Origin of the sequence: Paenibacillus sp. GM2FR (assembly GCF_002803325.1) — a bacterium.
Taxonomy (GTDB): domain Bacteria; phylum Bacillota; class Bacilli; order Paenibacillales; family Paenibacillaceae; genus Paenibacillus_AQ; species Paenibacillus_AQ lautus.
In genome coordinates, this window is sequence record NZ_MKZM01000010.1 from 527,978 (window position 1) to 539,734 (window position 11,757).

Annotated in this window: 13 protein-coding genes; 12 read left to right on the top strand and 1 reads right to left on the bottom strand. The window is 50.0% G+C overall.

What is annotated here, in order from left to right; translation table 11 throughout:
* Positions 1 to 3 precede the first annotated feature (3 nt).
* The 3 genes from PAEVO_RS27390 (at position 4) to PAEVO_RS27400 (ending at position 3,331) form a co-directional block, all read left to right on the top strand.
* Positions 4 to 1,629: an ABC transporter substrate-binding protein gene (locus tag PAEVO_RS27390; protein WP_100540652.1), complete on the top strand. Its 1,626-nt coding sequence runs from the start codon at positions 4 to 6 to the stop codon at positions 1,627 to 1,629.
* A gap of 106 nt (positions 1,630 to 1,735) precedes the next feature.
* Positions 1,736 to 2,536 (top strand): Nif3-like dinuclear metal center hexameric protein, encoded by an 801-nt coding sequence (locus PAEVO_RS27395; RefSeq protein WP_100540653.1) that lies wholly within the window; start codon positions 1,736 to 1,738, stop codon positions 2,534 to 2,536.
* 120 nt (positions 2,537 to 2,656) lie between these two features.
* A complete protein-coding gene (locus tag PAEVO_RS27400) occupies positions 2,657 to 3,331 on the top strand; it encodes a GntR family transcriptional regulator (protein ID WP_100540654.1) in 675 nt (224 codons plus the stop codon).
* Positions 3,332 to 3,413: 82 nt separating this feature from the next.
* Here the strand turns inward: PAEVO_RS27400 and PAEVO_RS27405 are convergent, their stop codons facing one another.
* Positions 3,414 to 4,187, bottom strand: a complete 774-nt coding sequence (locus tag PAEVO_RS27405; protein ID WP_100540655.1) for a sporulation protein — start codon at positions 4,185 to 4,187, stop codon at positions 3,414 to 3,416.
* Positions 4,188 to 4,418: 231 nt separating this feature from the next.
* On the opposite strand from PAEVO_RS27405, the gene rlmD reads away from it, so the two are divergent.
* The 9 genes from rlmD to PAEVO_RS27445 all read left to right on the top strand — a co-directional run bounded on the left by rlmD (position 4,419) and on the right by PAEVO_RS27445 (position 11,739).
* The gene (gene rlmD / locus PAEVO_RS27410) at positions 4,419 to 6,017 is read left to right on the top strand and encodes a 23S rRNA (uracil(1939)-C(5))-methyltransferase RlmD (RefSeq protein WP_100540852.1); all 1,599 of its coding nucleotides are present in this window, start codon (positions 4,419 to 4,421) and stop codon (positions 6,015 to 6,017) included.
* Positions 6,018 to 6,178: 161 nt separating this feature from the next.
* Entirely contained in the window at positions 6,179 to 6,736 is a 558-nt protein-coding gene (locus tag PAEVO_RS27415; RefSeq protein WP_100540853.1) for a DUF4256 domain-containing protein, read from the top strand.
* 602 nt (positions 6,737 to 7,338) lie between these two features.
* Positions 7,339 to 7,914: a 50S ribosomal protein L25 gene (locus PAEVO_RS27420; protein WP_100540656.1), complete on the top strand. Its 576-nt coding sequence runs from the start codon at positions 7,339 to 7,341 to the stop codon at positions 7,912 to 7,914.
* A gap of 205 nt (positions 7,915 to 8,119) precedes the next feature.
* Positions 8,120 to 8,824 carry a DNA alkylation repair protein gene (locus PAEVO_RS27425; protein WP_100540657.1) on the top strand — a complete coding sequence of 235 codons (705 nt, stop codon included), beginning with the start codon at positions 8,120 to 8,122 and terminating at the stop codon, positions 8,822 to 8,824.
* A 13-nt stretch (positions 8,825 to 8,837) separates the two neighbouring features.
* Positions 8,838 to 8,960 (top strand): hypothetical protein, encoded by a 123-nt coding sequence (locus PAEVO_RS34735; RefSeq protein ID WP_279300484.1) that lies wholly within the window; start codon positions 8,838 to 8,840, stop codon positions 8,958 to 8,960.
* 269 nt (positions 8,961 to 9,229) lie between these two features.
* Positions 9,230 to 10,096: a 23S ribosomal RNA methyltransferase Erm gene (gene erm, locus PAEVO_RS27430; protein WP_100540658.1), complete on the top strand. Its 867-nt coding sequence runs from the start codon at positions 9,230 to 9,232 to the stop codon at positions 10,094 to 10,096.
* A gap of 129 nt (positions 10,097 to 10,225) precedes the next feature.
* Positions 10,226 to 10,603, top strand: a complete 378-nt coding sequence (locus PAEVO_RS27435) for a MerR family transcriptional regulator (protein WP_100540659.1) — start codon at positions 10,226 to 10,228, stop codon at positions 10,601 to 10,603.
* Positions 10,600 to 10,926, top strand: a complete 327-nt coding sequence (locus PAEVO_RS27440) for a thioredoxin family protein (RefSeq protein ID WP_100540660.1) — start codon at positions 10,600 to 10,602, stop codon at positions 10,924 to 10,926. Before PAEVO_RS27435 ends, PAEVO_RS27440 begins: the two co-directional genes overlap by 4 nt.
* Before the next feature lie 135 nt (positions 10,927 to 11,061).
* Complete coding sequence (locus PAEVO_RS27445) at positions 11,062 to 11,739, top strand: CPBP family intramembrane glutamic endopeptidase (protein WP_100540661.1); 678 nt, start codon at positions 11,062 to 11,064, stop codon at positions 11,737 to 11,739.
* Positions 11,740 to 11,757: the final 18 nt, after the last annotated feature.

Below are 11,757 nucleotides of genomic sequence, written 5' to 3' on the forward strand. Positions count from 1 at the left end.
AACATGAAAAAAAGTCCTCGTTCGTTTGCTGGCAAAGCTTTATTGATATCATTGATTGTTGCGGTATTGGCGGCGTGTACCGATAAAACAGGCGGCAAAGAGGCCGAGATTCAGGATAAGGGCGCCATGGAAACTTACGCGGTAGGCGATACGTTCAAGGCAACGGAGCCGTTCGATCTGTCCATCCTCTACAGTGACCAGCCGGCTTATCCTTACAAGCAGGACTGGATGCTTTTTGCTAAACTAAAAGAAATGACAAACGTGACCTTGAAGCCGACGATCGTGCCGATGAGCGATTACAGTCAAAAGCGCAGCCTGCTGATCAGCTCCGGCGATGCGCCGCTGGTCATTCCGAAGACTTACCCCGGGGAAGAATCCGCGTTCGTGGCTTCCGGCGCGATTCTGCCGATTAGCGATTATATTGATCTGATGCCGAATTTCAAGGACAAGATCGAAAAATGGGATATGGAAAGCGAACTGGAGGGACTTCGCCAGGAGGACAAGAAATATTATGTGCTTCCAGGCCTGCATGAAGCGGTATGGCCGGACTATACGCTGATCGTGCGCACGGATATTTTTGAGAAGCATAACATCGCGATTCCGACTACCTGGGATGAGCTGTACACGGCCATGAAGCAGTTGAAGCAGGAGTACCCGGACGTTACGCCGTTCTCCGATCGCTTCAAATTCAACAGTACGCTGAACATCGCGGCTACGGGTTTTGGCACCAAAGGCGGATGGGGCTTCGGCAGCGGGCTTACGTATAAGGAAGATTCGGACGAATTTGTGTATACAGCGGCAACGGATGAATATAAAGACATGCTGGCTTACTTCCATAAGCTGGTGGACGAAGGACTGCTGGACAAAGAGAGCTTTACCCAAGATGACGACCAGGCCGTGCAAAAGTTCGTGACCGGCAAATCCTTCATCATTAACGGCAACTCCCAGACCGTGGTCCAGCACCGCAATGATATGGACAAAACGCTGGGCGAAGGAAAGTATGCGATCAGCAAAATCACGGTTCCCGGCGGCCCGGCCGGCCAGTTGATGTCCGGCAGCCGACTTGAGAACGGGGTCATGATCTCTTCCAAAGTGAAAGAGAGCGAGCACTTTAAAGCTATCCTGCAGTTTATCGACTGGCTCTATTACAGCGACGAGGGACAGGAATTCGCGAAGTGGGGCGTCGAAGGCGTGACGTATACCAAGGAAGGCGGCGTACGCAAGCTGATGGACGACATTAACTACAACGGACTGAATCCGAAGGGTACAAAGGATCTGCGGATCGAGCATGGATTCTCGGGCGGGGTGTTCGCTTACGGCGGTACGACCGAGCTGCTTCAATCCATGTTCAGCGAGGAAGAGCAGCAGTTCCAGAAGAGCATGAGCGAAACAAAAACGGTCGTGAAGCCGGAGCCGCCGATTCCGTATTCGGTTGAAGAACGCGAGCGAGTCACGCTTTTGAGCACGCCGCTGAAGGACTACACGGATCAGAACACGCTGAAGTTCATTCTGGGCGACCGGGATCTCGCAGAGTATGACAAGTTCGTGAAAGAGCTGGATAGCCAGGGCGTGGGACAATACCTGGAGATTGCAAATAAAACGTATAAAAATTATAAAGAGCAACAATAACCAACGGATCGACAGGCTGCCGTTTCTTTATGGAAAGGCAGCCTGTTTGTAGATTCGGACGGTCGCGATGATCCAGCCATGTTGACGACAAGGAGGTTGTTCTAAATTGAGCGTGATCGTTCAAGACGTAATCAACCGATTAACAGAACCAGCGGGACGCCTTGAATCCACGGTGGACAGGATTGTAGCCGGAAGCGCCGATGCCGTCGTTCACGGCATTGCTGTCACGTTCGCCGCTTCACATTCGGTTTTGCAGAGAGCCATACAAGCGGGAGCAAATCTTGTGATCACCCATGAGGGGGTCTTTTACAGCCATCATGAGGATGGGGTGGAAGGAATACAGGCGAGCCCTGTATACCAGGATAAAATAGGCCTGATCGAATCCGGCCATCTGACGATTTACCGGTTTCATGATGGGCCTCACAGGTATGTTCCCGATATGATTACACAGGGATTGGTTCAGGCGCTGGACTGGGAACCATATATCGATAAGTACCTTCCGACAGCGGCTATTGCCACGCTGCCCGGAGAAATGACGGTTCAGGATATTGCAGAAGATATAAAAAGAAAGCTGAATCTTCCGTATCTTCGTTATGTCGGGAATCGAAGCGGAACATGCTCCAAAGTCGGCATTGCCGTCGGCTACCGGGGCGGCGGGTCGCATGCCATTCCCCTCTGCGTGAATGAGCGGCTGGATCTTCTTATCGCCGGCGAAGGCCCGGAATGGGAGACGCCCGAATACATCGGCGATGCAGCGACCCAAGGCCGGAACCCGTCCATGCTCCTGATTGGCCATGCCGCCAGCGAGGAGCCCGGCATGACCTGCACGGCCGAGCTGCTCCGCAAGCTTTTTCCGAGGATTCCCGTACATTATATACCGCCCGTGCCATTGATTCAGGTAATATAGAGTGAGGAATCACTTCAACAGTGATCGGAAGAGCCATCCGCATATGAAGCGGTGATATCAGCCGATGCTTATAACGTAAGCAAAGAGAACATAGAGCATAGGAGAAAGAGGTAACGATATATGTCAACAGAGCAAAAGATTAAAGGCTCTACCAGGGAGTATTCATATCAGCTGCTGAAAGACCGGATATTCCATCTGGAGCTGGAACCGGGTACGAAAATCTCGGAAAAGGAAATTGCGGATGAATTAAACGTCAGCCGAACGCCGGTCCGGGAAGCGTTCATGAAGCTTGCCGAGGAGGAACTGCTCGACATCATTCCGCAAAGCGGGACAATCGTATCCCGTATTAATCTCAGGCATGTTGAGGAAGGCCGATTTATCAGGGAGAAGATCGAGAAGGAAATTGTGGCGCTTGCCTGCGAAATTTTCCCCGAAGAGTTCCGTTTCCGTCTGGAAACCAATATTGCGCTCCAGGACGTATGCGCGGGAAACCATAATTTCTATAAGCTGTTTGAGCTGGATGAGGAGTTCCATCAAATTCTGTTTGAGGGTACGGGCAAAGAACGGACCTGGAAGATGCTGCAGCAATTGAACATTCATTTCAACCGTCTGCGGCTGCTTCGCCTGTCCAAGGATTCAAACTGGGAGCATATCATCTCGCAGCATAAGGAAATGTATCAGCTGATCGTCAATAAACAAGCGGAGCAGGCCATGAAAGTGATGGAGCGTCATCTGCGTCTTGTCGTTGTGGAGCAGGATATTTTACGCGAGAAGTACCCGCATTATTTTATTTGACAAGCGATATCATGTATCTAAAACAATGACCCGCAGGAGAGTCACTTGGGATCAAGCGACCTGCCTTGCGGGCCATTTTTCATTAGATCGATCTGCGGATGACACGGTCAATAATTTGGGCCACATGGGATGGACCTTGCTCCAGATCCTGCTGATCCAGGGTAACCCAGGAGTGTTGTTCATCCATATCAAGGGATCGCTGGAGCCAGCCTGATACCCCTCTGCCTCTGCGGTCGACTTCGACCAGAATCGAAATCCCGTCCTGCTCCGGATAGAGGATCAATTCAAGCTCTTTGATATGGCCGGCATAAGAGGAGCCAGGATAAAATTCGATTTCTTGCACAAAAGGAACGCCCTGGCCTAATCTCGGGTGATATTCGCATGTTGCCATTTTGAAGCTGAAGCCAAGTCCTTCCACGGCGTCAAAGACAACGGATGCGCCTGCATTCGGTTCAACGTCGATAAAATCACGGTCCTTCGGATCGATGGCATTATCGATATCGAGGCCGGTATGGATCCATACCGGCTGCCGCGAAATGGTGAGCGGTGTTTCCAGCGGCAGAGGAAAAGAGAAGGGGATTTCCTGATGATCGCCAGGCTTTAACGTGAGGCGGCTGGAGACATTGATTTTGGCAAGGGTATAGGATTCTATGTACTTCTTGTCGTCGCTTTCCCTGGTATATTCCGTCATCAATTTCAAGTAAATGCGGTCAACCGTCTGTTCTACGTTCCCTCCCTTAATGTGAATGACGCCGCGTACTTCTTCACCCGGATAATAGGAGGATTTTTCGAGATGCGTATCGATCTGGGCAGCTCCAATTCCTACACTGGCTAGCATTTTGTTAAAAAACGACATAAAAGATACCTCCATATGTGAATGTATGATAATGGAATTATACGCTGGAAGATCACCTCTGGTTTCCGAATTGCAAAAATATTTTTTTGCGGTTTTACGCTGCGAAGATATTGACGTCAAGGAAGCAGAGGATCACCGATGACATCGGGAAAAAGAACACGGCTCGTTAGCATTCGCAGGTTCGGCATGGTATATTGGACACGATACCATGAAGGATGGAGAAATCAAGGCATGAGTGAACAACGACGTTCCGGACAAGGAACCAAAAACAACAAATCAACTGCATACGGAAAGAAGCCGGGTGAACGGGCGGCAGCCAGCCAAGCTGGGGCCAAGCCGGCGTTTAAGCGTGAACATAGGAAGAACAGGGATCCATTATCGGCTTCATCGTATTCTAAGTCGAAACCGTCTGATAAATATAAGCGAGAAGTGCATGGGCCAAGGCCAACATCCGGACGTGAGCACGCGGATGAACTGCAAGCCGGCGACATGATTGTCGTTACAATCAAACGGCTTGGGATTAACGGAGAGGGAGTCGGTTATTACCGCCGTAAGGCGGTGTTTATTGACGGAGCGATCACGAATGAAGTGGTCAAAGCCGAGGTAAAAGAGGTTCAGCCTAAATTTATCAAGGCACAGCTTCTGGAAGTGGAGAAGCGTTCGCCTAACCGGATTGAACCCCCTTGCCCGGTATTCGGCATTTGCGGCGGCTGCCAAATTCAGCATATCTCCTATGAGGGACAACTGGAGGCCAAGACGGATATTGTGCGTGAGGCATTCAGCCGGTATGCGGGACGTGATGATGTGAAGTTTAAGCCGATCCTCGGGATGGAGCACCCATGGGATTACCGGAATAAAGCGCAGCTGCAGCTGAAACGGAAGGGCCATGAAGTAATCGCAGGGCTCTATGAAGCGGACAGCCATACGATCGTGGACATTAGCGGCTGCCCGATTCAGCATCCGAAGGTAAATGAAGCCGTGGAGAAGGTCAAATCCGTCCTCGAAGAATTACGGATTCCGCTTCACAAAGAGAATGGAAACAAGGACGGCGTACGGACAATTGTGGTCCGTCACGGCTTTCAATCCGGGGAACTTCAGGTGACGCTGGTCACGGCCGGAAGCAAGCTGCCGAGGCAGGACGATCTCGTTCGCATGCTGCGCCTTACCATTCCGGAGGTGAGCGGGATTTCACTCAATATCAATCCGAAGAAAACCTCGCTCATCTTCGGAGACCGGACGATCTCGCTGTGGGGAGCCGAGAGCATGCAGGAATCGCTGAGCGACCTGCAATTCTCGCTGTCGCCAAGAGCCTTCTTCCAACTGAATCCGCAGCAGACGGTCAAGCTGTACGAGTCGGTCCGGGCGGCAGCCGGATTGACGGGGAAGGAAACCGTCATCGACGCCTACTGCGGAACCGGCACGATCGGGCTGTGGCTCGCTCCTTATGCCCAAGAAGTGCGTGGGATCGAGACGATCCCTGAAGCCGTCGAGGATGCCAAGGCCAATGCGCAGCGAAACGGACGGGCTAACGCAAGCTTTCACGTCGGCCAGGCAGAGGAACTGCTGCCGCGCTGGGTCAAGGAAGGCATGAAGCCGGACGTCATCATTGCCGACCCGCCGCGTACCGGCCTGGACTCGCGCTTCCTGGAGACGGTGCTCCGCACCAAACCGAAGCGGTTTGTGTACGTATCCTGCAACCCTTCGACCTTGGCGAAAGATTGCAAGGTGCTGCTTGACGGCGGTTATGAGCTCGATTGGGTGCAGCCGGTCGACATGTTTCCCCAGACAAGCCATGTGGAGGCGGTAACGTTGTTGGTGAGGAAAGAATAGATGAGATGTGACAGTGTTGCTAAAGCGAAAAGCAGAGTTACACAGAATCATTAGTATTAAATGAAATGCACCCGTAGACGTAAAGTGCTGTGTGTTGATGATAAAGAAGGGAACGTGCGGTGCTGTTCAAGGCTCAGAATTGGTATGAGGGGGAATCTAACTTGGCTAAAGAATTGTCAACAGAACAACGTGAAGGGCTGCTCCATACATTGAAAGCTCGTTTTGAGAAAAATATGAACCGCCATCAAGGTCTGGAATGGGCTGACGTACAAGCAAAGCTTGAAGCAAATCCTGAAAAACTATGGTCACTTCATGAAATGGAGATAACTGGTGGGGAGCCGGATGTTATTGGCCATGGCAACCAGACGGGCGAATACATTTTTTATGATTGTTCAGCTGAGAGTCCAAAAGGCCGCAGAAGTATTTGTTACGACCGTGAAGCGCTGGAATCAAGGAAAGAACATAAACCGAAGAATAGTGCTGTTGAAATGGCAGCCGCCATGGGCATTGAGCTTCTAACGGAAGAACAATACCGGGACCTGCAGAAGTTTGGAAATTTCGATGTGAAAACATCGAGCTGGGTGGTAACACCTGCCAGTATTAGAAACCTCGGCGGGGCAATCTTCTGTGATCGCCGCTACGACACTGTCTTTGTGTACCACAATGGAGCGGAATCATACTATGCTGCGAGGGGATTCCGTGGCTCGCTAAGGGTCTGAATTTTATAGGGGTTTAGATAGTGTACGGAAGGACAAATAGATGAGAAGTTTTGAAGGAAATATCAAAGAGGAGCGGAAAGCTCCTCTTTTTCGTATAAAAACAAAATAACCTACCTGACGGGAGGTTTTCTGTAATATCCTTGTTTAAGCAATTGTAACACGGTTCGATCGAAATTGCCTCCAAGTTACAGATCGCGATGCCAATACCACCTACGTACGAGTATTTGAAGCAATTTACTATTAAGCCTGAACAAGAAGGAGTAGTCTCAGATGCATCGGATGTAAAGTTCAGATGGCATCGAGGGTGCAAGTTTGATGGATAAAGCCAAACTGGTCGATCGAGCAACGGGATAGGTGATCTAGACAACTCGGTCGACAACACCCCTTTTCTATGATATGGTAGCAAGTAATTAGGCATTTCGTTCCCCATGGGACGAGGTGCCTTCTCGCATATATAAAAGCTTTTTACATTAAATGTCTGTCTGGAGGTGATGCAATGGTGCTCCTGATTTCCCCGCTGCGGGGGGAGAAATCCGTAGTTCGTAATGGACGATCGATGGAGAGTGCACCCAAATAACGATAATCTGAGGAGTGTTGTTGAGATGAGAGTAAATTTACGAGTAGAAACGCGCGCTGCCATGAATAAAACCGGACTGAAGCAGCTCCGTCTTTCGGGACGAATTCCGGCAATTGTATTTGGCACAGGGGAAGATAATATGATGATTCAACTGTCCGCCAAAGAGTTCGGCAAATGGGCAAGGAACGGCAAAGGCGGAATCCTTGAGCTTCGTTTTGACGATCGGGAACCGCTTCCGGTTTTGCTGGAGTCCGTTCAGCGTGATCCAATCACTCGTGAATACATTCATATCGACTTTTTACGCATCAATATAAATGAAGTTGTACGCACGAGAGTGAATCTCGATTACATCGGCACCGCCAAGGGAGCCAAACTTGGAGGCGTCGTCCAAATCCAAAGCACGTTCATCGAAATTGAGTCCTTTCCGGACCGTATTCCCGCCACCATTCCCGTCGAAATCAGCGAACTGGAGATCGGGAATTCTTTACATGTTGGGGATCTTAAACTGCCAGAAGGGGTCGTGCCGATCTCTTCGGCAAACGAACTGCTCGTGTCGGTGGTGACACCGAAAGTCCAGTCGGAACAACCAGAGGCTATGTAACTTCTGCTGCCGGCGATTGCCTACCCGATATTCATCGGGACGCGATCGCCGGCTTTTGGCGTATAACCTTGAACAGAATCCGGAACTTTCCATCAAGAGAGACTAGGCTTGGCCGTCATTGTTATTGTACACTCAAGTCATATGAAGTGCGGCCTGCCGATTATCCGGCAGTTATATACTAAGCCAATGAAGGAAGTGTCGAACCATGAATCTAGAATCCGTTATGTCGGAGCTTGAAGTACTCGGCAAGGAACGGCTCAAGAAAATGTACCTGTCCAATGGGGCGCATGAACCGCTCTTTGGCGTGGCGACAGGCGCCATGAAGCCGATGGCCAAGAAAATTAAAATCAATCAGCCTCTGGCTGAGCAGCTTTACGCCACCGGGAACTACGACGCCATGTACTTTGCCGGCATCATTGCAGACCCTAAAGCGATGACGGCAGCGGATTTTGATCGTTGGATGGATGCGGCCTATTTTTATATGCTGTCCGATTATGTGGTTGCCGTAACCTTGGCAGAGGCGGATATTGCGCAGCAGGTTGCCGATCAATGGATCGCAAGCGGCGAGGAGCTTAGAATGTCGGCGGGGTGGAGCTGTTACTGCTGGCTGCTCGGCAGCAGACCGGATCGGGAGTTCCCGGAAAGCAAAATCTCGGCCATGCTCGAACTGGTGGAAAAGACCATTCACGAGTCTCCGGACCGAACGAAATCCGCGATGAATAATTTCATGTACACCGCAGCCGTATCCTATTTACCGCTCCATGATAAGGCGGTTGAGACCGCAAATGCCGTAGGGCCGGTAGAAATGAAACGGGACAAAAAGAGCAAGTTCCTCAACGCTTCCGAAAATATTAGAAAAGAAGTCGAGAGAGGGAAGCTTGGTTTCAAACGTAAGTATGTAAGGTGTTAAACCATTCGTTAGTTTGAATTATCGAGCCCATCCCGACGAAGACGTGGACGAATTGGTTCGATCCGAGCTTGCATCCGAAGAGGATCGGAATGTTTCGATTGGGGCGCTGATAGGGAAGAGAGAAGGCGGTTTTTAACTGCCTTCTTTTAAAGTTCCTTTTTTGGTAAAGAACCCTTTAACGAGAACGCTCCCGTGAACCAGACAGGCGCCCATGTTATACTGTGGTTGTTATTTTATCCGTTTCATTTAAGGGAGGATTGTCTTAACATGTGTTGCATCGCATTCATACGTATTCGTTAATGAGGGTACAGAACATCTAAATCCATCCATTTTCATGTAAAAATGCGAAGGATTATTTGTGCTGTGCCTTTTTCATTACTATACGAATGAATGAGGTGCTTTTTTGTGTTTAAATATAATAAAAATGATCGGGAAAAGTGGAAGAAAGTATCTAACTTTTCCGCTCAGCATCTATTAATCAGCAAAAGGCTGATTCATGATATGATCGATTTGGCCCAGATCCGCTCCACCGATACCGTTCTCGATATCGGAGCGGGGACAGGGGCATTAACCTTTCCGCTCGCAGAGAAAGCGGCACATGTGCTCGCGATTGAGACAGATCCGGGGTTTGTGGATAAACTGTTCAGCAAGATGAGAGATGGAAGCAACATTCGCGTCAAGCAATCTGATTTCCTGGAGGTTCCTCTTCCGAGAAGTCCGTTTGCCGTCGTGGCGAACATTCCGTATTCGATCACCACGCCGATCATGGCGAAGCTGCTGGATCATCCCGGCGTACCGCTGGAGCGAGCCGTGCTGCTTGTGGAAAAGGGTGCAGCCAAACGTTTTACGGCAGCGCCTGTTCAGGATTCGCGTATCTTAAGCTGGAGGATGCATTATGAAATTCGGCTCGTGCGGACCGTATCGCCTCAACATTTTGCGCCGCCTCCGCAAGTGGATTCCGCTATTCTAGCCATCAACCGGAGGAAAAAGCCGCTCATTGCCACGCAGCATCAGCCGAAGTTTACAGCGCTGGCAGCCTACGGATTGCGCGACTCGCGGCTGCCGTTATTCGCGGCTTTATTGGGCGTGTTCACGCCTCCCCAGATTACGAAGCTGGTCCGAGTGCTGGGGGTGGATCGAGAGCTCCCTATCGGCAGGCTGAACGAAGAGCAGTGGGGAACCGTCTTCCATACGATTCTCCAGCATGTGCCGTCGAATCGTTGGCCCAAATTTTCTGCAAGCTCTAAAGGCAAATCCAAGAAAAGAAAATAACACTTGATGGAGATCTCTATCGTTTCCAACACGTTCACTTTTAAAATATTCGCAAAAATCCGCTTGACCCTGACACTAGTGTCAGGGTTTACAATGAAATCGAATCGTTCATCTAGGAGGCGTAAAAGCATGAAAATCGGAGAACTTGCAGCCCGTACCGGCGTCAGCATCCGTTCGCTTCGATACTACGAACAGCAAGGATTGCTTACGCCGGTTCGCAACGAGAACGGATACCGGGAGTATTCGATGCTAGCAGAAGAACAGGTGCGCACCATCCAGTTATATTTGAATCTGGGATTGTCCACCGAGCAGATCGCCGGTTTCCTGCATTGCGTCTTGAAAAATAAAGAGGCGTTTTGCGCGGAGGTGTTCCCGATTTTTCGTCAAAAAATTGCTGAGATTGAGGCACAAATCCACCAGCTGAATCATATCAAAATGAATCTGGAGGAACGCATGCAATCGATTCTGGATGAACGAGAATCGGAAGAAGCGGAGGAATGCAAATGAGTTTACCACGAATAGATGCAGCCAGCTTTCAAAGCGCGATTAAACAGAATGGAGTCACGCTGGTTGAGTTTGGAGCCAAATGGTGCCCGCCGTGCAAGGTGCTGCTTCCCATTCTGGAAGAGCTGAGTCAGGAAGAAGCGGGTCGCCTGGAAGTCTATCAGGTGGATTGTGACGAATCCCCGGAGCTTGCCGCTCAATTCGGTATTATGTCCATGCCGACGGTGATCGTGTTTCATAACGGAGAACCGGCAGACAAATTGATCGGACTTCGGCCTAAGAGTGTGTATCAAGCGGCGCTAGGCCGCTATGTATCACAGAATTGAATATAGATGAATGAGCAAAAACGCCTCTGATGTTTCATGACACAGGGGCGTTTTCTATTGATGTAGAGGGCATTATGCGCCGTATATCGAATTCTTATACAGCAACCGTAATAAGCAGCCGAAGGAGATATTTTCATGAGATCAAGAAGGAAAATCGTTTCTCTTCTGACCATCATCGTACTAAGCTGTCTTGCCATGAGTTTGGTAGACGCGGTGATCCGTCCGGATTATGCCGTCAAATCCGCCATCAAAATCATTCTCTTTCTGACATTGCCGATTGGCTACGCCCTGATCGCCGGCGGGGTACCGTTTCGCAGGCTGTTCACCTTCGAGAAAAAGGGCCTCCTGATGTCCCTTCTTCTGGGATTCGGCGTATTCACTCTCATACTCGGCGGATATTTTTTGTTGAGTCCTTTATTGAATTTCACCAACGTAACAGGGGCTTTGCAGGACAATATGGGAGTGAATGCGGGGAACTTTGTGTTTGTAGCCCTTTACATATCGATTGCGAATTCACTGCTGGAGGAGTTCTTTTTCCGTGGCTTTGCCTTTTTCACGCTGAAGGAGCAGGTCGGACGACGGTTTGCTTATCTATTCAGTGCCGGGGCCTTTGCTGTGTACCATATAGCGATGATGTCCAGCTGGTTCTCCGTAGGACTATTCCTGTTGTTAATCGCGGGTCTGGTTGTCGCGGGACTGCTGTTTAACTGGTTGAATGAGCGCAGCGGCAATATTTATGCGTCCTGGATGGTCCATATGTTTGCTAATCTTGCTATCAACACGATCGGATTTATGCTGTTCGGGATCATCTGATCATAGGATTTGTTTGCG

Coding starts and splice junctions, on each gene's coding strand:
- PAEVO_RS27390 (WP_100540652.1), top strand. CDS start 4: ATGAAAAAAAGTCCTCGTTCGTTTGCTGGCAAAGCTTTATTGATATCA.
- PAEVO_RS27400 (WP_100540654.1), top strand. CDS start 2,657: ATGTCAACAGAGCAAAAGATTAAAGGCTCTACCAGGGAGTATTCATAT.
- PAEVO_RS27405 (WP_100540655.1), bottom strand. CDS start 4,187: ATGTCGTTTTTTAACAAAATGCTAGCCAGTGTAGGAATTGGAGCTGCC.
- rlmD (WP_100540852.1), top strand. CDS start 4,419: ATGAGTGAACAACGACGTTCCGGACAAGGAACCAAAAACAACAAATCA.
- PAEVO_RS27420 (WP_100540656.1), top strand. CDS start 7,339: ATGAGAGTAAATTTACGAGTAGAAACGCGCGCTGCCATGAATAAAACC.
- PAEVO_RS27425 (WP_100540657.1), top strand. CDS start 8,120: ATGAATCTAGAATCCGTTATGTCGGAGCTTGAAGTACTCGGCAAGGAA.
- PAEVO_RS27435 (WP_100540659.1), top strand. CDS start 10,226: ATGAAAATCGGAGAACTTGCAGCCCGTACCGGCGTCAGCATCCGTTCG.
- PAEVO_RS27440 (WP_100540660.1), top strand. CDS start 10,600: ATGAGTTTACCACGAATAGATGCAGCCAGCTTTCAAAGCGCGATTAAA.
- PAEVO_RS27445 (WP_100540661.1), top strand. CDS start 11,062: ATGAGATCAAGAAGGAAAATCGTTTCTCTTCTGACCATCATCGTACTA.